This window comes from Rhizobium oryzihabitans, from assembly GCF_010669145.1.
Lineage (GTDB): Bacteria > Pseudomonadota > Alphaproteobacteria > Rhizobiales > Rhizobiaceae > Agrobacterium > Agrobacterium oryzihabitans.
On record NZ_CP048632.1, the window covers coordinates 3,050,632 to 3,075,375 of the forward strand.

The following is a 24,744-nucleotide window of genomic DNA, read 5'->3' on the forward strand; positions in this document are numbered from 1 at the left end:
AAAATCCGATGTGGAGCATTCGCTACAATGGCACGTCAATTCATCTATCACATGGCCGGGCTGAACAAGGCCTATGGCGCGAAGAAGGTTCTGGAGAACGTTCATCTCTCCTTCTACCCCGACGCCAAGATCGGTATCCTCGGCCCGAACGGCGCCGGTAAGTCGACTGTTCTGAAAATCATGGCCGGTCTCGACAAGGAATATACCGGTGAGGCCTGGCTGGCCGAAGGTGCTACGCTCGGTTATCTCGAGCAGGAGCCGAAGCTCGACGAAAACAAGACCGTGATGGAAAACGTCATGGAAGGCGTGGCGAGCAAGACTGCGATCGTCGACCGCTACAACGAATTGATGATGAACTATTCCGACGAAACGGCGGATGAGGGCGCGAAGCTCCAGGACATCATTGACAGCCAGAACCTGTGGGATCTGGAAAACCAGGTTGAAATGGCCATGGACGCCCTGCGTTGCCCGCCCGGCGACTCGGCCGTAACAGGTCTTTCGGGCGGTGAACGCCGCCGTGTGGCGCTCTGCCGTCTGCTGCTGTCGCAGCCGGACCTGCTGCTGCTCGACGAACCGACCAACCACCTCGACGCGGAAACCATTGCGTGGCTTGAAAAGCACCTGCGCGATTATCCCGGCGCCGTGATGATGATCACCCACGACCGCTACTTCCTCGACAACGTCACGGGCTGGATTCTCGAGCTCGACCGTGGTCGCGGCATTCCATACGAAGGCAACTATTCCGCTTACCTGCAGGCGAAAGCCAAGCGCATGCAGCAGGAAGCCCGTGAAGATGCCTCCCGCCAGAAGGCCATCAGCCGCGAAAGCGAGTGGATCGCCTCCAGCCCCAAGGCCCGCCAGACGAAGTCCAAGGCGCGTATCAAGGCCTATGACGAGCTCGTTGAAGCGGCGGAAAACCGCCGTCCCGGCGATGCGCAGATCGTCATTCCGGTTGCAGAGCGTCTCGGCCGCGTGGTTATCGAGGCCGAGAACCTCACCAAGTCCTATGGCGACCGCGTGCTGATCGAAAACCTTTCCTTCAAGCTGCCGCCCGGCGGCATCGTCGGCGTCATCGGTCCGAACGGTGCGGGTAAGTCCACGCTGTTCAAGATGATCACGGGTCAGGAACAGCCGGATAGCGGTTCGGTCACGGTTGGTGAGACGGTGCAGCTCGGTTATGTCGACCAGAGCCGCGATACGCTGGCGGGTGACAAGACCGTCTGGGAGGAAATCTCCGGCGGCAACGACATCATCAAGCTCGGCAAGTTCGAAGTGAATTCGCGCGCCTATTGCGGCGCCTTCAACTTCAAGGGCGGCGATCAGCAGCAGAAGGTCGGCAACCTCTCGGGTGGTCAGCGTAACCGCGTGCACCTCGCCAAGATGCTGAAGGCCGGCGGCAACGTTCTGCTGCTCGACGAACCGACCAACGACCTTGATACGGAAACGCTGGCAGCGCTCGAAGAAGCGCTGGAAGCCTTCGCCGGCTGCGCCGTTATCATCAGCCACGACCGCATGTTCCTCGACCGTCTGGCAACCCACATCCTTTCTTTCGAGGGTGACAGCCACGTGGAATGGTTCGAAGGCAACTTCGAAGACTACGAAAAGGACAAGGTCCGCCGCCTCGGCCCGGAAAGCATCAAGCCCGGCCGCGTGAGCTACAAGCGCCTGACGCGCTGATCCCTTTTACGCATTCGATCAAAAAAGGCCCGCCCCAAAGCGGGCCTTTTCTCATGCAATAAATGGGACCGAAGGAAAGCGAGCAGCAAAATGCGCTTGCATCCGAAGTCGCATCGACATAAAGATATCTTTATATGTTGATTAGCTTGCGAGGTGCGGCAGACGTGGCGTTCGGTTTGGACAAATTGGTGGATCTCTTGAAGGCGGCCGGAGAGCCGACGCGCTTTCGCTTGCTGGCGCTTCTGGCGGCCGGCGATCTGACAGTCACCGATCTTACCGAAATTCTCGGCCAGTCGCAGCCGCGCATCTCCCGTCATCTCAAGCTCTTGACGGAAGAAGGGCTGATCGAGCGTTATCAGGAAGGGGCCTGGGCGTACTTCCGCTTGCGGCAGGATGGCGAGCCAGCCGTCGTCGTCAGGCAGCTGCTTGGCGCTACATCGCCCTCCGACGCCGTGCTCCAGCGCGATGGCGAGCGCCTTGCTGCCGTCAAGCGGGTGCGGGCGGAGCGGGCGCAGGATTATTTCAGCCGCAATGCATCCGCCTGGGACGAGCTGCGCCGCCTGCATGTGAGCGACGAAGCCGTGGAAGGCGCGCTCTTGAAGCTGGTGGGCACCACGCCCATCGATTCGCTTCTCGATCTCGGCACCGGCACCGGCCGCATCCTCCAGCTTCTGAGCGGCATCTATCGCCGGGCAATCGGTGTGGATGCCAGCCGTGACATGCTGTCGGTGGCGCGCGCCAATCTCGACAAGGCGGGCGTGATCAATGCATCCGTTCGCCATGGCGATATTCTCAACCTGCCGCTGGAGGGCCAGGATTTCGATCTTATCGTCATCCATCAGGTTCTGCATTTTCTCGACCAGCCGGAGATCGCGCTTTCCGAGGCAGCACGCATGCTGCGTCCCGGCGGCCGGCTGATCGTCATCGATCTTGCGCCGCATTCCTTCGAATATCTGCGCGATGAACATGCACATGTTCGGCTCGGCTTTTCGCATCCATTGATGGAAGAATGGCTGAAAAAGGCCGGGCTTTCTCTGGAGCGCGCTGTCGATCTTCATTCTGAACGAGCGTCCGACGAATCTCTGGACGTGACAATATGGGTTGCCCGCGACCAGCGGCTGCTGATGGCAGACGATGTGGTGCAAGAGGTGGTTTTACTTGGCTCCGGGAGGGCATGATATGTTGAGGTCGGAAACCGCGCGCCGCGATGGCGATATCCGGTTGTCTTTCGAATTTTTCCCGCCCAAGAATCCCGAGATGGAAACCCACCTCTGGGAGACGGTTGAAGAGCTGAAAAAATGGAACCCGGATTTCGTCTCCGTCACCTATGGCGCTGGCGGTTCCACCAAGGCGCCGACGCTGGATGCGGTGCGTCGGATGATCGGGGACAGCCATCTGCCGACCGCCGCGCATCTGACCTGCGTGGATGCCAGCCGTGACGATGTGCATCAGGTCGTCGAGGAGTTTCGCAATGCCGGCGTTCGCCATTTCGTGGCGCTGCGCGGCGATCCCTCGACCGGCATCGGCACGGCCTACAAGCCGCATCCGGAAGGTTACGAGAACGCTGCCGCATTGGTGAAGGGGCTGCGCGAGATCGGCGATTTCGAGGTCTCCGTTTCCGCCTATCCGGAAAAGCACCCTGAAAGCGCGAGCGAGGCAGTCGATATCGATATGCTGAAGCGCAAGGCGGATAATGGCGCTACCCGTGCGCTGACACAGTTCTTCTTCGACAATGACGTGTTCGAGCGTTATATGGAGCGGGTGACAGCGGCCGGCATTACCATTCCGGTGGTGCCGGGCATCATGCCGATACAGAACCTCACCCAGCTCAAGCGTTTCGCCGGCCGTTGCGGCACCAGCGTTCCCGGTTTTCTGGATGAGCGTTTTGCCGGCTATGACGACGACCTCGAAGGACGCGCCCGCGTGGCTGCGGAAGTTGCCGCCGAGCAGATCGCCGACTTGCAGCGGCGGGGTGTCAGCGAATTCCACCTCTACACCATGAACCGTGCGCCGCTGGTTGATGCGGTGCTTGAAAATCTCGGGCTGGAGCGTCTGCGCCGCAGCGCCGCCTGATGTCAATCAGCGGATTTCCGCCATGAAAAAAGCGCAGGTCCCTCAGGGCCTGCGCTTTTTAAATTCGTGTCATCTACGGTTCTTAACTGCGTTTGGTCTTCACGTCTCGTCAGATGAAAAGCATCATCGCTACGAACAAAAACGCCAAACCGACTGCCAAGGCATTGAGAGATTTTGTAAGTCCCATGGGTGCCTCCTGTTGTTGACAGGTTCGATAATATGACCGTTTTGTGGCAGTTGAAAAGCGGTTTCTGTGACGCAGTGCAGCACGCTTTGGCGCGGCGTAAAAAGGATACTCGCGTAACAAATTGAAATTAAATGATTATTTTCTTATCACGCAGTGCTTCATATCTTTAAAAAAAGTAAATGACCGGGGTGTTATCCCCAGTCATCCGGTCGAGATTAACGATTTCCGCCTTGATTCCGGCCCACAGATTAAAGGCCTGACAGCGCCGTTAAGATTGCTTAAAGCGCCTGCAGAAGTTCTGCCGACGGCCAGCCATCTGCGGGTATTCCGAGACGCTGCTGTTCCTTCTGGATAGCAACGCGGGTGCCGGAACCGAGAATGCCATCCACCTTGCCGACATTGTGGCCGCGCGCTTCGAGCTTGGTCTGAAGTTCCTTCATGGTCGCGTCGTCGAAGCCCGGCTCGGGTTACCCTTGTTATAGACGGGGGCGCCCATCAGGCGGGTGGCGAAATAGGCGGCCGAGGTCGTGTAGATGAACGACTGGTTCCATTCCAGATAGATGTTGAAGTTGGGGTAGGTGATGAAGGTCGGTCCCTTGCGGCCCTGCGGCATGATGAGGGCTGCGGGCAGGGAAGCGAAATTCCTGTTGCCGTCGCGCGGCGTCACGCCAAGCGCAAACCAGTCGCCGGCGGTGAGCGAGCCACCGAGGCCTGATTTTTCCCAGGGCAGGTTTTCCGGCACGGAGACTTCCTGGATCCAGGGTTCGCCCTTCTTGAAGCCGAGATGCTGGATGAACTTTGCAGCCGTCAGGATCGCATCCGGGCCGCTGCTCTTGACGTTGATATGGCCATCGCCGTCGCCATCGACGCCGAAAGCGATGATGTCCTTCGGCAGCATCTGTACCTGGCCGATTTCACCGGCCCATGCGCCAGTATTGGCGGCGGGATCGAGATCGCCGTGCTGGACCATTTCGATGAGCGCCAGCAATTGCGGACGGAAGAGTTCCGGGCGGCGGCAATCATGGGAGAGGGTCACCAGCGCGTTGCGGGTGTTGAAATCACCCTGAACGGCGCCGAAATCGGTTTCCATGGCCCAGAAGGCGGCGATGACGCCGGCCGGTACGCCGAATTCATTTTCAGCGCGGGCAAAGGTCGAGGACAGTTCCTGAAGCTTCCTGCGGCCGATATCGAGACGGGCCTGGCTGACGGTGCGTTGGGAGAATTCCAGGAAGGTCTGGCGGAAGACGCCCTGGGCGCGGTCACGCGACAGGACCTTGGGATCGATCTGCGCGCCGGCGAGCGCCTTCTGGATCGCATCGGCTGGAACGCCCTTGGCTGCGGCATCGGCTTTCACGCCCTCAAGAAATGCGCCGAGATCGCCGCCGCAGGCCACCTGCTTGGGATCCTCAGGCGAGGCCACGGGTGGCGTGGCGAAAGCCGAGCTGGAAGACAAAAGCGAGAGAGCGGCGGCAAAAAGGATGCTGCGCGACCGGAACGTGGGCATGGGAATTTCCTCAATAGGTTGTTGGCCCGCTTTACCCATATGTTTGCGACAAAAAAACGGACCGAGCGATCTGACGTTGCACAACAACGCCGATTTTTCGAAAGTGTTGCTTCTTGGCCGTCTTATTTGGCGGAAGCGATCCATTGACGCCAATTTTTCTCCGTACCGGCAAAGACATTGATGTCCGTTGGGCCGTTGACGCCGGGCACGACGCCGGTTGCCGTATATTGCCAGAAGGCCCATTTCCGGTCCTCGTAAATCTTGGCCGGATGGGCGGCGACGGAGCGCACCCAGAAATGGTAATCCTTGAACTGGCCGACGAGATTGTCACGGTGGAAGTCGACCGAGGTATAGATGATCGGGCGCTTGCCGTAGTGGGCTTCGATGCGATCGAGGAAACGCTGCATCTCCGCGCGAACGATGCCAGGTGCCGGGCGCGTCTTGCAGGTGGGCGAGGAGGGGTTCCACTCCACGTCGAGAACCGGGGGCAGGGTGACGGCATCTTTCGGCACGTTGCGAATGAACCAGTCGGCCTGAGCGTCTGCCGTCGAGCAGAAATAATAGAAATGATAGGGCGCGTGCAGAATATCCGCAGCTGCCGCGCTGCGCCAATGGTCGCCGAATTTGGGATCGATGCGGTCTGACCCTTCCGTCGCCTTGATGAAGACGAAGGAAACGCCGGATTTGCGCACGGTACGCCAATCGACATCACCGTTCCACTTGGACACGTCGATGCCGTGCACCTCGTGGCGATGCGGGTTGTTCATGCCGAAATCCTGCGGATCGGTATCGGAAAATTTCGGCTTGGACACGGACGCGGTTTCAAGCAGGTCGTAACTCGTGGACGTGCAGCCGCCGATCAACAGCAAAGCCGACAGTAGTGCCGATAAACGCAGCCGCATTGGAACCCTGAATGAAAGTGTTGCCCATCCCGCAGCCGCAAATGGCGCGCTGCATCTCCCGATTTACCCATAACATGGTAAACAAGCGGTTATGGCAAGGGGTAACCGCTTTTTTCGACCGCGCAAGCCGCTGTATTTGAAGCGATTTGCAGTCACAAGGCTGGGATGACGGCAAGAATTCCCGAGTGGGAAGCCCTGGTCGCAGCACCACACCTGCCTTTGCCGAGACGCCGGAAGCTCTTCGAGGATCAGGCGTCGGCGAGGATGCGACTGATTTTCGGCTGTGTTTCGGTGACCGGAAGCGTGATGACGGCCCGCCAGGCGTAACCCCGTGCGATTTCCTCGAATTCGAGATTGCCGTCAAAGCGGCCGGCCATATTGGCCAGAACATAACGAAGATTGGCACGGGGCGTGACGTGAAAACGGGTGAGCCATGCCTGCAGAAGTGTGCGGAACCACTTCGGCAATTGTTCCTGCTGGCCGAAATCGACAATATGCAGGGAGCCGCCGGGCTTGAGCGCGGAAAGAGCCTGTTCTATCGCCTTTTCCCAATCCGGTATCATCGACAGCGCATAGGGGATCATGACGCGGTCGAAACCGTCGGGCTGGCCGAATTCGGCGGCGCGGAAAGCGGTGGCGTCGGCCACACGCAGAATGGGTCGCTCTGCCTTGCCGACAAAATTCTCGGATGCGGTCAGCAGCATTTCGGAGGAGATATCGAGGCCGAACAATCTTGCCTGCGGAAACTTCCGGCTGGCCAGAAGCAGGTTGCGGCCGGTGCCACAGCCGATTTCAAGCAGCGTGCCGTCTTTTGGCACGTCCAGGCCGGAAATGGTCCTGTCACGGCCGAGAAGGTAGTATTTGCGGGTGATATCGTAGATGTGCCGCTGGTGGCGATACATGCGGTCCATCAGGCCCGCATGGGCTTCATCTGCAAGACCCACATTCTCGCCGACGGTTTTCATGCCATAGCCCTCTGATAGATATGGAAGCCGCCATAGATGGCTGAGCGATCCATGGCGTTCAGTTCCTGGGAACGCTCCTCGAGATAGACCCACTGGTTGCGGATGTCAGTGGAGAGCCTGCCTTCGATGACGCTCTTTTCGGCGGCGGTGCGGAAGATGACACGCGCACCGGGAGCGGCGGTGCGGCTGATCTGCGACCACAATTCGTTGAGCTGCACATCCGTCATCCAGTCCTGCGCGTCGAGGAGGATATAACGGTCGACGCCGTTTGCCGGCTTCTTGGAAAGAAGCTCGGTATAGGTGGCGTGATGCACCGCGACGCGGGCGGTGTTGTTGCGGATCGTCTCGTAATATTCCGGCTTGAGATAGGCGGGCAGGGCACCCTCGTGCGGCTCGGGATAACGGCGTGCGAAGGCCTGCCAGGCGAAATAATTGTCGCTAAGCGGGAAGTTGCAGGCGAGCTTTTCCAGCCGCTCCTTGAGCACGGAGGCAACCGTGCCATCGTTCGAAAGGCTTGCCAGCTCGTCATATTGCCGGGGCGGAATGCCGAGGCCGAAAAGCGAGCTTTTGCGCTTCGTCAGCCAGCGTACCACGGGCTTGTCGAATAGCGGCGCGACCTTGCTGTCGAAAAACTGGCGCTGTTCGGCAATTGAGCGGCTTTGAGCCATTTCCGTCAACTTGACGCCGTGCAGGCGGGCCATGAGATGGCCGGCACCGATGAAACGGCCGAGCAGGCCGGTGCGGTAGATGTTCCGGTCAAAGACCGAGATGCGACGACGGCCGGACAGCGTACGCTTCGACCAGTAGGCCTTGGTCGTGTCATCGAGATGGTCGGCGATGAAGCGGTCATAACCATGGCTGTTGCTGCGCGTATTGGCGCGGCCGAACTGGCGAACAACGTCCTGATGGGCGGGCAGATGGCGGAAGGCGGCCAGCTTCAGCTTGTTGAGAGCGATGTGATGCGGGTTCAAATCCACCACATCGATGCTGGCCGGATTGCGGGAGAGATAGGCCAGCATGTTGCAGCCGCCCGAGCCGATGGTGACGATGCGGTGGCCTTCGCCAAGCTCCATCGCTTCCATGTCGATTTCCGGGTCTTCCCAGATCTGCGGATAAACGAGGCCGGAAAACAGGACGCCGAAGAACCGTTCGGAAAGACCGCTTTTCGAGAGTGCCTTGTGCTGGAGCAGCGCGGACTTCAGTTTTGTGTTTTTGCTGAAGCCGGTCTTGGGTGCCGCACTCGTCATATGTTCACCTCTCAGTCGATTGAGAGGCGTCTACAGCCGTGACGCTACAGTTTGATGACAGGGGCTGTGGGCGGAAGCAACGAATCGAAAAGACGCATGAAACGGATCGACTTTGCAAAGCGCTGAGGGTGTTCTCACCGGTCGTGGCGCCATCCTCGGGCGTGACCCGAGGATCCATGAGTACGTCGAAATCGTTAATCCTCGGGTCAAGCCCGAGGATGACGGAGAGGTTTTTCGGCGCTTTTCGCCGCCAGTATCAAGAAACCAGCCTGATCTGGATGGTGTTCCCGATGCAGCCTCGAAGCAATCACTTGCGCAGAACGTGCAGCATGCCCTTGCGCTTGGCGTCGTAGTAATAACCGCGTGCATAAAGACGGACTGCGTTGTCGCGGTTGCTATCGGCCACAAGCCATGCGCCACGCAGATATTTGACGGCGTATTTGAGGTTCGTTTCGGCGTCGAACAGGCCGGAAGCGGGGCCATCAAAGCCCATGGAGCGGGCAGTGGCGTGCTTGATCTGCATCAGACCGAAGTGGCCGCCATTATAGGCGCCGGGATTGTACATGCTTTCACGCTGGACCACGCGGTGCACCAGATCTTCCGGCACATTATACATGACCGCATATTTCGAAATCAGCCCACTCAGTTTTTCGCGCCCGGCAGGTGCCGACTTGAGAGGAGCCGTCACGGTTTCATTCTGCCGGATGGCGGCAAGGGCGGCATTGGTCGGGCCCGCGGCATAGGCGAGAACCGTGCTGTCAGGCTTCGGCAGCGGAATGACCTTGCGCTCGGCCGTCAGTTCGGTGCCGATCGATGGGGTGCCAGGTGGCGGCGGCGCGGGCGGGAAGCTGCCCTTGACGGCAACCACCTGCGGCAGATCGGCGGCGGCGTTGTGGGTGGACGATTGTGCTGCGGCTCCAGCTGTCTCGATCGCGGTTGCTGCCGGCGTTGCGGCATGGGGTGCGAGAGCAGCCGCTGTGGCCGGCGCTGACGTCGTCACGGTCGCCAGCGCCATCTCTGCCGGTTGCTGCATCTGGGCGCTGATCGCCGCTGCTGCTGCGATTTCAGAGGCTGGCGGCAGGGCCACACGGCCACCCTTGACGGCGACGGCGGTAGGAAGCGTTGCAGGTTGCGAAGCGGTGGCGGCGTCTGTCGCCGGTGCGGCCGGCGTTACGCCTGCTGCGGTTTCAGCCGTTGCCGGCTGTGTCGATGCCTGCGCAGGAGCGGCAGTGGGGTTGACTGCCGCAATTTTCGGGCCGTCCGGCCCTTCCTTGGCGGTATATTCGACACTTGTGCATCCAGCCAATGCCAGTGCGAGGCCCACGGTGGAAGACAGAAGAACTGCACTTCTTCCGCGGAATTTGCCCGAATTTCGCATGTTGCCGCCTTCGTTATGCCTGTCTCTCGATACCCCCGCGTCAAGCGAAGCAGGCAGTGTCCCGTCGAGCCTTCATTAACCTATTGTAAGGATAGCGGCAAGCCGGGACGTGGCTCCCCGGCTTTCAGGCGGTTTTTCAGGCCGCGATGCGCCTGTAGCCGGCGCTGACGGCGCGGCCGGAAATGAAGTGGGTGCGGTATTTCGGCCGGATTTTTTTGTTGCCGGACATGCGGCGCACCAGCGAAAGCGTGGAGCTGAAAAACAGCGCCTGCAGGGTGAGAACGGCAAGCGCCACCAGCATGATTGCGGCCTGAGCCGTGGCGAATGTTTCGATGGCATTGCCGGAGGCGGAAACAAACTGCGGTAACAGCGCCAGGAAGAACGCGAAATAGCGCGGGCGCAACGCGGCCATGGCGTAGCAGTCGCGGAAAATGCCGCTCCAGGACTTGCCCGGCAGATTGTCGTTATCCGCATTGGCCGCCTGGGCTGCGGGCGTGGCAAAGGTCCAGAGCAGGAACAGCATGAGCCAGCCAAGGCCGGCCCATTGAACGATCTCCACGAAGGATTGCGGCAAATAGGTGAGCCCGGCCACCGGAATGGCCGAAATCGTCATGGCCGTGACAATACCGAGCGCTCCGCCGCTGACGGAGGCGAAGACCGTTTTCCTGCCGCGAATGCCGGCATAGGAAGCCACGGAGAATACAAGGGGAGAGGGAAGTGCGAACACAACGGCACATGCTGCACAAAAAATCAGCCAGGCCTGTCCAGACATTCTCTTCCTCCTTGCCCTCCCTGTCACCGCATTAATTAGCCTATCGTAAAATTAGGCCGCTGTGAACGGTTGACCGACGTGTTCCATCACTTCGGTAAACCATTTTGCAGAAAGGTCGAAATGCTTTCCGCCCTTGATACGCGGAAACTCGATGGTCCGCAATTTGCCGTTCTGGTCTTCATCATGGCCGGTGACGCCCGAGACCTTGTTGAGCGCGCTTTCGACGGCGAGATCAACCATGCCCTGGATGAGGCGCAGATCGTCGCCATTGGCGGGCGCGGAGCGCGCGAAATAGCCAGACTTCTGCACCATGGAGCGTTCGGCGCCGATGAGGCCGGCAAACTGCTTCTGGAACCAGCCGCCGACATTGATGGTGTCGATCTTCACATGCCCGAAGGCATCGCGCTTGACGGCCTCGCCGGAGGCTTCACGCTCGGCAACGATGGAATCGAGGCCAGCACCTTCGGAAACGAACAGCGTGACATAGCCGTGCCTGTCCATGATGGCCTTCAGGCGTTCGGCTTCCGCCTCGATGTCGAAGGCCATTTCCGGCAGGTAGATGCCGTCGATATTCTTCATCTGCGTGTTCATCATCAGGCCTTCGACATATTCATTGCCGCTGGTCTTCTGAATATAGGCGCGCGCGGTCGCGGCCGTCAGCCAGCCACAGTGACGGCCCATGACTTCGTGGATGACAAAGGTCTTCGGGGCAGCGCTCTGTTCGTTGCTGACATTGTCGAAGAAGGAAGCGCCGACTTCGGCGGCGGTCCAGGCGCCCAGCGACTGCTTGATCGGCACTACGTCATTGTCCACCGTCTTCGGCAGGCCGACGACGGTCAGGTCATAGCCGTTCGCGCCGAGATAGGCGGCAAGGTCGGCGGCCGTCGTGTTGGTGTCATCGCCACCGATGGTGTGGAGAATGGTGATACCGTCAGCGGCCAGCCGTTCGGCGGCGACGCGCAGCGGGTTGTCACCCTCTTTCACCAGTCCGCGCTTGGCGCAATCGGCGGCATTGGTGAGCTTGACGCGGCTGTTGCCGATCGGCGATCCGCCGTAACGGTGCAGCAGCGGGGCCTTTTCGCGCATGTCCTTGGTGATTTCGATGCGGTCACCCAGAAGCACGCCCTGGTAACCGGAGCGATAGGCCACGATGTCGATCTCAGGCGCAATGTCGCTGTAGCGTTCGATCAGGCCGCCAACGGCGGAAGAGAGACAGGGCGCAAGGCCACCCGCGGTCAGCATTGCGACTTTCTGTTTGGCCATCGTGGCTCTCCTTTTGCGTATATTCAAAGACATGTCTGGCAAATGGATGCGACAGCCACGTGTAGGTGTAAAGTGAATTTATCAAGAAAAACGCCGATTTCTCGCGGTTTTTCAGCGGCTTGAGGAAGGAGTCCGAATATAATCGTTTCAATCCGTATCGTCTGTCCCGTGTTCGCGCAGCCTGTGGAAAACTGCAGTCGTGTCGGTTGCCGCGCTCTTGTTCCTGAAGCAAAACTGTCGCAAAGATGAATAAAAGTTAATGCCGCAGCGTTGCGGGGCATATTGCATTCGCGGCAATATCCCGTCATGCTTGTTGCATGATGTTCGATTTCGCCTGTCTGCAAATTTCATCCCTGTGGGAGCGGCTGCTCGGCGCAATCGGCGACGCGGCAGGTGGCGCGCTCGGACGCGTGGTGGAAGCTATCCGCACCCTCTTCGAGGGAGATCCGGAAACCCGCCGCAAGGTTTCATTCTCGGTTGCAATCATTGCACTCTCCGCAAAGATGGCGAAGGCCGATGGTGTCGTCAACGATGCCGAGGTGCGCGCTTTCCGGCAGATCTTCGACTTTCCCGAAGAAGAAGCTAGAAACGTCGCGCGTCTTTATAATCTCGCGCGACAGGACGTTGCCGGTTATGAGGCCTATGCCGAGCGTCTTGCCGGTCTGTGCGGTTCCGGCCATGACAATTGCGAGATGCTGGAAAGCGTCATTGACGGTCTGTTCCACATCGCCAAGGCTGACGGGCTGATCCACGAACGGGAGCTGGCTTTCCTCGGCCGTATCGCGGAAATCTTCCATATCACCGAAGATCACTTTGAAACGATCATGGCGCGGCACGTTCACATGGATGGGCGCGATCCCTACCGCGTGCTCGGCGTTTCGCCCTCGGACGACTTTCTGGATATTCGCAAGCGTTACCGTTCGCTGGTCGCCGAGCATCATCCGGACAAGCTCATCGCACGCGGCGTGCCGATGGAATTGCATGCCGCCGCGAATGAGCGTATGGCGGCCCTCAATGCCGCCTATGCGGCCATCGAGAAAGAACGCCGCGTCGCATGAGTGAATTTCTGCCGGACTTCAAGGGCGCAGCCGTTGCGCCTTCGCCCAACCATGGCGAAAGACAGGGCGTGGCAGGCCCGGATATCATCCTCCTGCATTATACAGGCATGACGACCGCCGATGGCGCGCTTTCGTGGCTCTGCAATCCCGAAAGCCAGGTCTCCAGCCATTATTTCGTCTTCGAGGACGGGCGCGTCATTCAGATGGTTCCTGAAACCCGCCGTGCCTGGCATGCGGGCAAAAGCACCTGGGCGGGCGATGAGGACATCAATTCCCGATCCATCGGCATCGAAATCGCCAATCAGGGGCATCCCGGCGGCCTGCCGGAATTTCCGGAAAAACAGGTGGCCGCCGTCATCGAATTGTGTCGCGATTGCGGCCAGCGCTGGAATATCGCCCCTGAAAGGGTGCTTGCGCATTCGGATGTGGCGCCGATCCGCAAGGTCGATCCGGGTGAAAAATTCCCGTGGGACATCCTGTCGCAGCACGGTGTCGGCCATTGGGTTGAACCCGCGCCGATCCGCGGCGGACGCTTTTTCCAGCGCGGCGACCATGGCCAGCCGGTGGAAGCGTTGCAATCGATGCTTTCCATATACGGATACGGCGTTGAAATAACAGGCGCTTATTGTGAGAAGACGGAGGGTGCCGTGGCCGCCTTCCAGCGGCATTTCCGCCCGGCGCTGGTGGATGGCATCGCGGATTTTTCCACTATTGACACGCTTCACCGGTTGATTGCCAGCCTGCCGAAATTTTCGGCCGCTTAAACGCGAATTCTGGAAAATAGTTCCCCGTTTTCGGGGCGTTCAAGTCGCTTTTTTTGATGTGCCACAGTTAATCCGCATTGAGGAAGTCTAAGAACGGCACTGGACGCGGTGCTGTTCTTCAGGGGAACTTGCCGTCAATATCAATCAAGGAGACTGGACTGTGGAAGGTCGTGATCGACTTTCCACGCGCTGGACATTTGTATCGTTTCATTGTTCCGGTTATCCGATCTGGAGACTTTTTCAGCATATGAACAGAGTTTTTGTTGCTGTCGCAGCGGGCGTTGCTATGCTCGTTTCGCAGGCGGGGATTGCTTTTGCCAAAGACGAGGACGTCAAGACCAAGACCGTGACGCTGGAGACCTTCTTCCGCAAACCCGGTTATCCCATTCCGGAAAAGAGTCTGCCTTCGTCGCTCAAGAATGATTATTCCGATCTGATCGTCAAATATGCCAAGCGTTACGGCGTTCCCACCAATCTGGCGCATGCCGTCGTTTCTGTGGAAAGCAGGTTCAATCCCAAGGCCCGCGGCAGCGCAGGCGAGGTCGGGCTGATGCAGATCAAGCCGGCAACGGCGCGCATGATGGGCTTTCGCGGCACGACCAAGGCTCTTTATGATCCCGAGACCAATATTCGCTGGGCATGCAATATCTGGCGACCGCCCATCAGCTTGGCGGCGGCGAGGTTTGCAGCACGATCCTGCGTTACAATGCCGGCCATGGCGCCACCCGCATGAACCCGGTGTCCAAGCGTTATTGCGGCAAGGTGCAGGCGCTTCTGGCCAGCTGAGGCCTTTCGCCAAGGCGTGCGATCTTTCAGATTCGCGCGCCACATGCTTCGGACGTCACGGAAATCGATTCCGGTTCATGCCCGCATGCTGTAGTCAGGAATAAATCTGATACGGAGCATGGCATGCCGGATTTCAAATATATCGTCGTCGGGGCTGGAATGATGGGTGCGGCGGCGGCGCGGCACCTTTCGGCGCAAACGGATGGCGTGGCGCTGATCGGACCGGACGAACCCGCCGATCGCAAAACCCATACCGGCGTGTTTTCAAGCCACTACGATGAAGCGCGCATCACCCGTGGTTTCGACGGCGATCCGGTCTGGGCGGAATTGGCGCAACGCTCCATCCGGCGCTATACGGAGATCGAGGCAAAAAGCGGCATCCGTTTCTTCACCGAAGCGGGCTGCCTGTTTACCGGAAATGGCAAGGGGCTTGCCGGAGACTATGTGTCGCGCGCGCTTTCCTCAGCGGGCCGTCTCGGTCTTGGCGTGGAAACGATCGGCAGCGACAGGCTTGTCGGCCGCTTCGCGATGTTTTCCCTGCCTGCCGATCACAACGGTTATTTCGAGGCGCGCAATGCCGGGCACGTCAATCCACGCGCCCTGGTGAAGGCGCAATGCACCGTTGCCGCGGCGCAGGGCGCGCGGCTGGTGCGCGAGACGGCGGCGCATATTCGCGATACCTCCAAGGGTGTGGAGGTTTCGACCCGGGAAGGGGCCGTGCACACGGCTGAAAAGGTCATCGTCGCAGCCGGCGGTTTCACCAACATGGCCGATCTTCTGCCGTCGCCGGTCGATATGGCGGCGGCGGGCCGCACCATTGCCTTTTTCGAGCTTGATGACGCAAGGCAGGCCCTTTTCGGCACCATGCCCTCGACCATCGTGCTGGCGGAGACTGAGGACGATATCGTCTATATTCTTCCGCCCGTGCATTATCCCGACGGCAAGGTCTATCTGAAGATCGGCGGCGAAAGCGAAAAGGGCAGGCTCGAAACGCTTGCCGAGGCTATCGACTGGTTCCATTCGGACGGCACACCTGGCGAGGTCGAGTTCCTGAAAAAGCGGGCGCTGTCGCTGATGCCGGAACTTGCGGGTTGCCCGGTGACATCGGGCTCCTGCGTCGCCTCCATCACCCGCAGCGGCTATCCCTATATCGGCTATACGCAATCTTCCAACATCGCGGTTCTGACCGGCGGCAATTTCGTTTCCGCCAAGTCGTCGGATGAGATCGGGCGGCTGGGCGCGGTGCTGCTTCTGGACGGCCAGCTGACCGAGAATGATTTTGCCGCCGAAATGTCGCCGGTTTTTATCTGACATCCTTCTGTGGAGCGGCTACAAGGTTGCGACTGAACAGAGCGGATGAAGAGGGCGGCATGTCGGGGCATTTCAAATATATCGTCGTCGGTCGCGGCATGATGGGTGCCGCCGCCGCCCGCCATCTGGCGGAAAAGGTGGATGGCGTCGCGCTGATCGGCCCCGGTGAGCCTGCCGATATCACGTCGCATCAGGGTGTTTTTGCCAGCCATTACGATGAAGCGCGTATTACCCGCACCATCGACAGCGATGCCGATTGGGCCCTGCTCGCCAATCGCTCGATTGCACGCTACGCCGATATAACGGCAAGGAGCGGGGTGGAGTTTTACGCGCCTGTCGGCTGCCTGATCGTTGGGCCGGGACGGGGAGGCGACAATCCTTTTATCGGCAATGTCCTCAAGGCGGCGGAACGGCTTGGCGTCTCCACGGAACTCATGAATGATGAGAGCCTGAGAAATGACTTTCCCTATTTCTCCTTCGAGCCGGGCAGCGAGGGCGTGTTCGAAAAGGACAATGCGGGTTACGTCAATCCGCGCGCGCTGGTGAAGGCGCAGAGCGTTCTGGCAGATAAAGCCGGCGTCACGCTCGTCGACGATGTCGTCGTATCGACGCGGGAAGAGGCTGGCAGGGCAATAGTGGAGACGGCCTCGGGTGCGGTCTACGCGGCGGACCGGGTGCTGGTCGCGGCTGGCGGTTTTTCGATCACGAAGGATCTTCTGCCGCAGCCGGTTGCTCTCAATGTCCATGCGCGCACTGTCGCTTTCTTCGAGATCGATGAAGCGGATCTGGAGCAATATGCGGGCATGCCGTCGCTGATCTATGAGCCTCACGACACGACGAAACATATCTATCTGCTGCCGCCCGTGCGGTATCCCGACGGCAAGTTCTACCTGAAGATCGGCGGCGATCCCGACGACAAGCTCGTCGGCAGCGATCCCGAGATCCGCGCATGGTTCCGCTCCGGCGGGCGTGAAAGCGCGCGTGACCATCTCTCGGACATCGTCGCGACTTTGGTGCCGTCCATCGACCGCTCGCGCATTTCCATGGCTGCCTGCGTGGTTTCCAAAACGCCAGGCGGTTATCCGGCCATCGGCTTTACGACGTCACCGCGCATTGCGGTTCTGACCGGTGGCAACGGCACGGCGGCGAAGAGTTCCGATGAGATCGGGCGGCTCGGCGCTGCGCTGCTGCTAGACGGAAAAATCGGCGACGGGGCTTATGCCGCGGATTTCAAGCCGGCATTTCTTTGATCTTTCATTGCGCTTTTCGGTGGCTTTCGCCCCGGAACATGGTTATGCAGCCCAAGCCAGTTGGCCGGGCAGCCGCGCTTTACCAATGTCGAAAGACGGTAAGGTGAGGAAAGTCCGGGCTCCACGGAAATACGGTGCCGGATAACGTCCGGCGGGGGCGACCCCAGGGAAAGTGCCACAGAGAGCAAACCGCCATGCCTGGCATGGTAAGGGTGAAAGGGTGGGGTAAGAGCCCACCGCGCCGCTGGTGACAGTGGTGGCAAGGTAAACCCCACCGGGAGCAAGACCGAATAGGGATGACATGGGATGGGCGAAAGCTCGTTTACAGCCGGTTTCCGGGCCCGTCATCCGGGTGGGTTGCGAGAGGCGGCATGCAAATGCCGTCCCAGATGAATGGCTGCCACGTTCCGGGTCAAACCGGGGCCATACAGAACCCGGCTTACAGGCCAACTGGCGAATTTTCCTTCCGATCCGTATGCGGGCACCGCGGTATCGTGCAATCATTTCATTGTTTTAAAACAGAAAAACCGCGGTTTCACCGTGCCTTCGTGTACGGTGAAAAAGCATCGTGCTGTGTGAAGTAAACCATTCGTTAAACTTAACGGCTTATGAATTTCCGATGCGAAGTCGGCATCGTGCGGGCTTCTCCCATTGACGCCCATAGTGTCCCATGGTATCCCAAATGCACACCACATTGGGTCGTGTTTTTGACCCGCAATCGCTGAAACGAGTGAGGAGCCTGCGAGGGGCTGCTGCAGGGCATGTCGCCCTGGCGCTTGGCGATGTGTCGTGCGTACCGGTGTTGTCTGCGGGGCGGATGTTTCGCTTTGCGGAATGCGGTTTTGGCGAGTTGAGTAATGGACCGCTTTTTATCGAACGTGACGAACAGGATCGACGCCAAGGGGCGCGTTTCGGTTCCGTCTCCGTTTCGTTCGGTGCTGGCCAGGCGCGGCATTCAGGAGCTTTATTGCCTTCAGGATTTCGCCTTTCCGGCAATCAGCGTTGGCGGTCCGGATTTGCTGGAGCGCTACGAGCGGCAGATAGCGTCCATGGATGCCTTCTCGCCGGAGGCGAACGCGATGTCGCTGCTGGTTCACGGCGGCGGCGTTTTCATAAAGCTCGACCAGGAAGGTCGGTTGATGGTGACGGATTTCGTGCGGGAATTTACCGGCATATCCACCGACGTCACCTTCGTTGGACGGGCGGATCATTTTCAGCTTTGGCAACCGAATGCGTTTTTGGCGGCGCAGGCGGAAGCAAGAGCGGGGCGCGGTTTTTCGGCTGCTCGCCCCGCATAGGACGGGGACACGGGATGGCGGCGAATTCTGGCGGACGATCTTCTGATGCCGGTGGCGGACCTCAACGCCACATCCCGGTTCTTCTTCGCGAAGTGATCGCCGCGCTTGAGCCCGCATCCGGAAAGATCATTCTTGACGGCACCTTCGGGGCCGGCGGCTATACCCAGGCCATTCTTGACCAGGGCGCGAGCGTGATCGCGCTTGACCGCGATCCGACAGCGATTGCCGGCGGTCAGGCCATGGTGGCCGCCAATGGCGGCAGGCTTTCGCTTATTCAGTCGCAATTTTCCGATCTGGCCAAACACGCGCCGCAAGGTGGCCTTGACGGTGTTGTTCTCGATATTGGCGTCTCCTCCATGCAGATCGACGAGGCCGAACGCGGTTTTTCCTTCCAGAAGAACGGCCCTCTCGACATGCGTATGTCGAGTTCGGGCGTTTCGGCGGCGGATGTCGTCAATCGCGCCAAGGTCGGCGATCTCATCCGCATCTTCGGCTTTCTCGGTGAGGAAAAACAGCCGGGCCGCATCGCCCGCGCCATCGAGAAGAAAAGGGCGGAAGAGCCTTTCCGCACCACGCGCGATCTGGCCGGTCTGATCGAGATCGTCACGCCACGCAAGGCGAAGGACAAGATTCATCCTGCAACACGCGTGTTTCAGGCGCTTCGCGTTTTCGTCAATGACGAACTGGGTGAGCTGGCGCAGGCGCTGTTTGCCGCCGAACAGGCGTTGAAACCCGGCGGCCGGCTTGTCGTCGTCACGTTCCATTCGCTCGAAGACCGTATCGTCAAGAAATTTTTCGCGGATCGGTCGGGTAAAGCCGCCGGTTCCCGGCATCTGCCGATGGTGGAAGACAGGCCCGCCATTTTCGACACTATCGGCAAGCCGATGATCGCCGCCAGTGACGAGGAGGCGGAACTCAATCCGCGTGCCCGTTCAGCCAAGCTGCGCGCCGGTCTGCGGACCTCAGCGCCGGCGCGTGCTGCGGATTTTTCTATTTTCGAGCTTCCTGATCTCGCCAGCCTTGAAAAGATGGGAGGCTGATATGCTGCGTACATTCGATATCGTCTTGGTGGGGGTCATGGTCGCTGCGGCTGTTGTGACCTATTCGATCAAGCACAAGGCCGATCTCAAGCTGGAAGAGGTTCGCAAGCTCGAGGCTGAAATCAAGCTCGAGAAGGATACGATCGATCTTCTCAGGGCCGACTGGGCGCTGTTGACGCAGCCCAACCGCCTCCATCGTCTCGTCAATGCCTATCAGAATGAGCTCGGCCTTTCGCCGACGATGCCCACGCAGCTGGCGCAGCCGCGCGAACTTCCGATGCTGCGGTCGCAATTGCCGCAGCCGCCCGAGCCGGAAGGCATGAGCGTGGAGGACGTCATCGCCGCGGCTGTCAACGGGTCGAAGCCGGGCGCCACGCTCGGTGGAGCGTCCAAGCCGAAATCGCCGCCGGCGGGCCAGATCGCCGCCAATGGCGCCCCGATTCCGACGCCCAGGGCGCGTGTTTCCCGTCCCCCAGCGGCTCCAGCCCTCTCCGCCGTCGCAGGCGATGAAGCCGACGACATGGATGACACGATAACAGGATCGGTGAACCGCTGATGTCTTTTCTCTCCCGTGTCATGGTTTTGAAGAGCAAGGCTCATTTTTCCGCCAGCACCACCGGCGTCTATACGGATCATGCCGCCTTTGAGGGCGCGCGCAAGAAAAGGGCGGCCCAGGCGAAAAGCCGGGTCGGCCTCATCATCTTCGGTTTCGTCGCCTTTTATGGCGTCGTCGGCGGGCGTCTCGTACAATATGGCATGGCGGAACAGGAAACGGTTTCGAGCATCGCGCCCGCAGACCGGCTGATGGCATCGCGCCCGGACCTTCTCGACCGTAACGGCGAGGTTCTGGCCACCGATATTCGCACCGTCTCGCTGTTTGCCGAGCCGCATCGCATCGTTGATATTGACGAAGCCATCGAAAAACTGCGCACCGTGCTGCCCGACCTCGATCAGCGCGCCACCTATCAGAAGCTTTCCTCCAATTCGCGCTTCCAGTGGCTGCGCCGTCAGCTGACGCCGAAGCAGCAGAGCCAGATTCTTGCGCTTGGCATTCCCGGCGTCGGTTTCCGCCCGGAAAAGCGGCGCTTTTATCCCGGTGGACCGACAGCGGCCCATATTGTCGGTCACGTCAACATCGACAATCGCGGCGTTGCCGGTATGGAGCGTTATGTCGACAGCCAGGGGCTTGCCGATCTCACGGCGCTCGGCATGACCAGCGACCAGCCGCTTGAGCCGGTGAAGCTTTCGATCGATCTGCGCGTGCAGTCCATCGTGCGCGAAGTCGTGACTTCGGCGATCGCCAAGTTCCAGGCGATTGGCGCCGGCGCCGTGGTGATGGATGTGCATACCGGCGAAATTCTCGCCATGGCCTCGGTTCCGGATTACGATCCGAACAATCCGGCCGAGGGTGCGAAAGAGGGCTGGCTCAACCGCATGTCGAACGGCACGTTCGAAATGGGCTCCACCTTCAAGTCCTTCACAATTGCCATGGGCCTCGATTCGGGCCGCGTGCGTCTGAGCGACAGTTTCGATGCCCGTTATCCGATCCGGATCGGCGGTTTCACCATCAAGGATTTCCACGGCAAGAACCGCGTTCTGTCGGTGCCGGAAATCTTCCAGTATTCGTCCAACATCGGTACGGCCAAGATTGCCGATACGGTGGGCACCGAAGGTCATAAAGAGTTTCTGACGAAGCTCGGGCTTCTGACCCGCATGCAGACGGAACTGCCGGAAGTGGCAATGCCCTCGCAGCCGCGCGAATGGAAGAAGATCAACTCCATCACCATTTCCTTCGGTCACGGCGTTTCGACGACACCGCTGCAGACCGCGGTTGCCGGTGCAGCACTCGTTAATGGCGGCAAGCTGATTGAGCCAACTTTCCTGCCACGCACCCGCGAACAGGCTGATCTGGTGGCCAAGCAGGTTCTGAAGCCCACCACCAGCAAGGATATGCGCTTCCTGTTCGAATGGAACGGGGTCAATGGATCGGGCCGTAATGCGCGTGTCGACGGCTTCAACGTTGGCGGCAAGACCGGCACGGCGGACAAGGTCGTCAATGGCCGTTATGTGCGTGACAAGAACTTCAACGCCTTCCTGTCGGCTTTCCCGATCGACGACCCGCAATATGTGGTGCTGACCTTCATTGACGAACCGAAGACGGACAAGGGTAATGGTGCGGCTCTTGCTGGTACGTCTGCGGCGCCGATGGTGCACGATATCATCACCCGCACGGCGGCGGTGCTGGGCGTGAAGCCGAAGTTCGGCAAGGATGGCTCGGCCTTGCTCGTGTCTTATTGATTGTTAGAGCTTATGATGTTCCGGCGATTCGCGCCGGGGGGACAAGACGGACACAGTCGATGAATTTGCGAGATATATCCGGAAACGCGTTTCCGGAATTGAATGAATTGCTCCTGTCTGAGATCGGGGCGATCGAAATCGGGGGATAACCGCAGACAGCCGCAGGGCGCAGCCCGGCAGCCTGTTCGTGGCGGTTGCTGGCACCAAGGCGGATGGCGCGGCCTATGTGAAGGATGCGGTTGCCAAGGGCGCGGTCGCCGTTGTTTCCGGGCATCCCGTGGATGCCGATGTGCCGGTGCTTTCGGTTACGGACCCACGCCTTTATCTCTCCCTTGCCGCTTCCCGTTTTTACGGAAAACAGCCCGAAACCATGGTTGCCGTTACAGGCACGGCGGGAAAGACCTCCGTTGCCTCCTTCGTACGGCAAATCTGGGCTTTCGCGGGCCATGCCGCAGCACAGATCGGCACGACAGGTGTGATTGCACCCGGCCGCGAAGACTACGGCGCGCTCACCACGCCCGATCCGGTGACGCTGCATGCGCTTCTGGCCGAGCTTGCGGCCGAAGGCGTGACCCATGCGGCCATGGAGGCTTCGAGCCACGGCCTCGATCAGCGCCGTCTCGACGGCGTGAAGCTTGCAGCGGCCGGTTTCACCAATCTCGGCCGCGACCATATGGATTATCATCCGACCGTCGAGGACTATATGGCCGCGAAGATGCGGCTCTTCGATACGCTGATGGAAAAGGGTGCGCCCGCCATTATCTTTGCGGACGATCCGTGGTCGGAAAAAGCAATCCGCGCGGCGCGCGAAGCGGGTCTCGATGTCCGTACCGTCGGTCGCAAGGGCGATTATCTGGCCTTGAAGCGTGTTGAGCACTTCCGTCACAAGCAGATGATCGAAGTGCATCATGACGGCGAGATTTATGAAGTCGACATACCCTTGGCGGGTGATTTTCAGGTTGCGAACGCTCTCGTCGCCGCCGGTCTTGCCATGTCCACCGGCGTTCCGGCGGCAACCGCGCTGAAGGCGCTCGAAAAGCTGATCGGCGCTGCCGGCCGTCTGGAGCTTGTCGGCCAGACGAAAAACGGCGCGCTTGCCTATGTCGACTATGCCCATAAGCCGGATGCACTGGAAAATGTGCTGACCTCGGTCAGGCCTTTCACCTCCGGCCGCATCATCACCGTGTTCGGTTGCGGCGGCGACCGTGACAAGGGCAAACGCCCGATCATGGGCGAGGTGGCGACGCGCCTTTCCGACATCGTCATCGTCACCGACGACAATCCGCGCTCGGAAGATGCCGCAACGATCCGTTCCGAGGTGATAGTGGCGGCACCGGGTGCATTGGAGATCGGCGACAGGGCAGAGGCGATCCGCCATGCGGTATCGCTGCTTTCCAACGGCGATACGCTCATCGTCGCGGGCAAGGGGCATGAAGAGGGGCAGATCGTCGGTTCCGTGACGCTGCCGTTTTCCGATCATGAACAGGTGCGCGCGGCACTCGCAGGGCTGGAAGGATTGAAGATTTGAGCTGGTTATGGACAGTCGCCGACATGATCGCCATCACGGCAGGACGCCCCGTTGGCAACCTGCCGACCGGAATCACCGGCATTTCCATCGACAGCCGGACCGTCAAGGCGGGCGAAGCCTTCTTCGCCATCAAGGGTGATCGGGTCGACGGCCATGATTACACCAGTTTTGCCGTTGCCAATGGGGCCGGCCTCCTGGTCGTTGCCGAAGCCAAGCTACCGGCTCTCGGCCGGCTCACCGTGCCCATGATCGTGGTCGAGGACGTGCTTGCCGCACTCGGCAAACTTGCCATTGCGGCGCGCGAGAGAACTTCGGCACGCATCATCGCGGTGACTGGCTCCGTCGGCAAGACGACCACCAAGGAAATGCTGCGGCAGGCTCTGGAGCCGTCGGGCCGGGTTCATGCGGCGGTCGCATCCTTTAACAATCACTGGGGTGTGCCACTGACGCTGGCGCGTATGCCGGCGGATACCGAGTTCGGCGTTTTCGAAATCGGCATGAACCACTCCGGCGAAATTCGCCCGCTGGTCAAGATGGTGCGTCCGCATGTGGCGATCATCACGACCATCGCCCCCGCCCATCTCGGCAATTTCAAGAATATTGAAGAGATCGCCGCGGCCAAGGCGGAAATATTCGAAGGGCTTGAGGAGGGCGGCTCCGTCATCCTCAACCGCGACAATGCCCAGTTCGAGCAGCTTGAAGAGGCTGCGCAGGAACAGGGTATAGAGCACATCCTGACCTTCGGTCAGCACGCCAAGGCCGATTTCCGGCTCGCCGACTTTGAAAGCACGCCTGCGGGTTCGACCATCTGGGCGATCCTGAACGGCGAGACCAGCGAATTGCATCTCAATGTTCCCGGACGTCACATCGCCGACAACGCCATGGCCGTGCTCGGTGCCGTCGCCGTGACGGGCGCCAATCTCGACCGCGCTTTTGAAGCGCTCGGAACGCTCGAGGCTGTGAAAGGACGCGGTCAGCGCCACCGTCTGACGATTGAAAGCGGTTCGTTCCTGCTGATCGATGAAAGCTATAACGCCAACCCCGCTTCCATGCGCGCGGCGATTGCCGTGCTGGCGGAAACGGAAACGCAGGGCCACGGCCGGCGCGTTGCCGTTCTTGGCGACATGCTTGAGATGGGCGAATTTTCCGCGCAGCTGCATGAAGAGCTGGCCGGGCCGCTGCTTGCGGCCGGCATCGAGCATGTTTGGCTCGCAGGGGAGGCGATGGCGGCGCTGCGCGATGCGCTGCCGGACAGCGTCACCGTCATCTGGTTCCCGACGACGGCGGAACTCACCGATTTTGCGCTGCAATGGGTGCAACCGGGAGACGCGCTGATGATAAAATCGTCACTTGGCCTCGGTTTCGGCAAGATTGTCGCCGCCCTGCTTGACAAGTATCCGGCATTCCCCGAGACGGAACGCCAAGTCTGAAATAGCCTTTTGA

General features: G+C 59.9%; 18 protein-coding genes, 1 other RNA gene and 3 pseudogenes. 15 read left to right on the forward strand and 7 right to left on the reverse strand.

Annotation, left to right across the window (positions count from 1 at the left end; translation table 11 throughout):
• Positions 1 to 27 precede the first annotated feature (27 nt).
• From ettA to metF, 3 genes are all read left to right on the forward strand, one after another.
• Positions 28 to 1,677 (forward strand): energy-dependent translational throttle protein EttA, encoded by a 1,650-nt coding sequence (ettA, locus tag G3A56_RS15315; protein ID WP_003494839.1) that lies wholly within the window; start codon positions 28 to 30, stop codon positions 1,675 to 1,677.
• A 164-nt stretch (positions 1,678 to 1,841) separates the two neighbouring features.
• A complete protein-coding gene (locus G3A56_RS15320) occupies positions 1,842 to 2,855 on the forward strand; it encodes an ArsR/SmtB family transcription factor (RefSeq protein WP_035242208.1) in 1,014 nt (337 codons plus the stop codon).
• Position 2,856: 1 nt separating this feature from the next.
• A complete protein-coding gene (gene metF, locus G3A56_RS15325) occupies positions 2,857 to 3,750 on the forward strand; it encodes a methylenetetrahydrofolate reductase [NAD(P)H] (protein WP_035242210.1) in 894 nt (297 codons plus the stop codon).
• A 465-nt stretch (positions 3,751 to 4,215) separates the two neighbouring features.
• On the opposite strand, the pseudogene G3A56_RS15330 reads toward metF, so the two are convergent.
• From G3A56_RS15330 to G3A56_RS15360, 7 genes and pseudogenes are all read right to left on the reverse strand, one after another.
• A pseudogene (locus G3A56_RS15330) lies at positions 4,216 to 5,441 on the reverse strand (lytic murein transglycosylase).
• 122 nt (positions 5,442 to 5,563) lie between these two features.
• Positions 5,564 to 6,343, reverse strand: coding sequence for a glycoside hydrolase family 25 protein (locus G3A56_RS15335; protein WP_035242212.1), 780 nt, complete (start codon positions 6,341 to 6,343; stop codon positions 5,564 to 5,566).
• 248 nt (positions 6,344 to 6,591) lie between these two features.
• Positions 6,592 to 7,308, reverse strand: a complete 717-nt coding sequence (locus G3A56_RS15340; RefSeq protein WP_164056493.1) for a class I SAM-dependent methyltransferase — start codon at positions 7,306 to 7,308, stop codon at positions 6,592 to 6,594.
• Entirely contained in the window at positions 7,305 to 8,555 is a 1,251-nt protein-coding gene (locus G3A56_RS15345) for a BtaA family protein (protein ID WP_082182658.1), read from the reverse strand. The genes G3A56_RS15340 and G3A56_RS15345 overlap by 4 nt, the downstream gene beginning before the upstream one ends.
• Before the next feature lie 307 nt (positions 8,556 to 8,862).
• Positions 8,863 to 9,933 carry a lytic transglycosylase domain-containing protein gene (locus G3A56_RS15350; RefSeq protein ID WP_082182657.1) on the reverse strand — a complete coding sequence of 357 codons (1,071 nt, stop codon included), beginning with the start codon at positions 9,931 to 9,933 and terminating at the stop codon, positions 8,863 to 8,865.
• Between the two features lie 136 nt (positions 9,934 to 10,069).
• Complete coding sequence (locus tag G3A56_RS15355) at positions 10,070 to 10,705, reverse strand: LysE family translocator (RefSeq protein ID WP_082182656.1); 636 nt, start codon at positions 10,703 to 10,705, stop codon at positions 10,070 to 10,072.
• Positions 10,706 to 10,756: 51 nt separating this feature from the next.
• Entirely contained in the window at positions 10,757 to 11,968 is a 1,212-nt protein-coding gene (locus G3A56_RS15360) for a pyrophosphate--fructose-6-phosphate 1-phosphotransferase (protein ID WP_003494859.1), read from the reverse strand.
• A gap of 317 nt (positions 11,969 to 12,285) precedes the next feature.
• Between G3A56_RS15360 and G3A56_RS15365 the strand changes: the two genes are divergently transcribed.
• The 12 genes and pseudogenes from G3A56_RS15365 to G3A56_RS15420 all read left to right on the forward strand — a co-directional run bounded on the left by G3A56_RS15365 (position 12,286) and on the right by G3A56_RS15420 (position 24,731).
• Positions 12,286 to 13,026, forward strand: coding sequence for a J domain-containing protein (locus G3A56_RS15365; RefSeq protein WP_035220735.1), 741 nt, complete (start codon positions 12,286 to 12,288; stop codon positions 13,024 to 13,026).
• Entirely contained in the window at positions 13,023 to 13,790 is a 768-nt protein-coding gene (locus G3A56_RS15370) for an N-acetylmuramoyl-L-alanine amidase (RefSeq protein ID WP_035220426.1), read from the forward strand. Before G3A56_RS15365 ends, G3A56_RS15370 begins: the two co-directional genes overlap by 4 nt.
• A 247-nt stretch (positions 13,791 to 14,037) precedes the next feature.
• Positions 14,038 to 14,576: pseudogene (locus G3A56_RS15375) on the forward strand (lytic transglycosylase domain-containing protein).
• Between the two features lie 123 nt (positions 14,577 to 14,699).
• Positions 14,700 to 15,887, forward strand: a complete 1,188-nt coding sequence (locus G3A56_RS15380) for an NAD(P)/FAD-dependent oxidoreductase (protein WP_082182654.1) — start codon at positions 14,700 to 14,702, stop codon at positions 15,885 to 15,887.
• A 59-nt stretch (positions 15,888 to 15,946) separates the two neighbouring features.
• Positions 15,947 to 17,137 (forward strand): FAD-dependent oxidoreductase, encoded by a 1,191-nt coding sequence (locus G3A56_RS15385; RefSeq protein ID WP_082182653.1) that lies wholly within the window; start codon positions 15,947 to 15,949, stop codon positions 17,135 to 17,137.
• A 56-nt stretch (positions 17,138 to 17,193) separates the two neighbouring features.
• Positions 17,194 to 17,595, forward strand: an RNA gene (gene rnpB, locus G3A56_RS15390) — RNase P RNA component class A.
• Between the two features lie 399 nt (positions 17,596 to 17,994).
• On the forward strand, positions 17,995 to 18,435 hold the full coding sequence (mraZ, locus tag G3A56_RS15395) for a division/cell wall cluster transcriptional repressor MraZ (RefSeq protein WP_082182652.1): 441 nt from the start codon (positions 17,995 to 17,997) through the stop codon (positions 18,433 to 18,435).
• Between the two features lie 14 nt (positions 18,436 to 18,449).
• Positions 18,450 to 19,475 (forward strand): 16S rRNA (cytosine(1402)-N(4))-methyltransferase RsmH, encoded by a 1,026-nt coding sequence (gene rsmH, locus G3A56_RS15400; protein WP_082182651.1) that lies wholly within the window; start codon positions 18,450 to 18,452, stop codon positions 19,473 to 19,475.
• A 1-nt stretch (position 19,476) separates the two neighbouring features.
• Positions 19,477 to 20,031: a cell division protein FtsL gene (gene ftsL / locus G3A56_RS15405; RefSeq protein ID WP_082182650.1), complete on the forward strand. Its 555-nt coding sequence runs from the start codon at positions 19,477 to 19,479 to the stop codon at positions 20,029 to 20,031.
• Positions 20,031 to 21,773: a peptidoglycan D,D-transpeptidase FtsI family protein gene (locus G3A56_RS15410; RefSeq protein WP_082182649.1), complete on the forward strand. Its 1,743-nt coding sequence runs from the start codon at positions 20,031 to 20,033 to the stop codon at positions 21,771 to 21,773. The genes ftsL and G3A56_RS15410 overlap by 1 nt, the downstream gene beginning before the upstream one ends.
• A 59-nt stretch (positions 21,774 to 21,832) precedes the next feature.
• A pseudogene (locus tag G3A56_RS15415) lies at positions 21,833 to 23,301 on the forward strand (UDP-N-acetylmuramoyl-L-alanyl-D-glutamate--2,6-diaminopimelate ligase).
• Complete coding sequence (locus G3A56_RS15420) at positions 23,298 to 24,731, forward strand: UDP-N-acetylmuramoylalanyl-D-glutamyl-2,6-diaminopimelate--D-alanyl-D-alanine ligase (protein ID WP_082182648.1); 1,434 nt, start codon at positions 23,298 to 23,300, stop codon at positions 24,729 to 24,731. The pseudogene G3A56_RS15415 and the gene G3A56_RS15420 overlap by 4 nt, the downstream one beginning before the upstream one ends.
• Positions 24,732 to 24,744 lie beyond the last annotated feature (13 nt).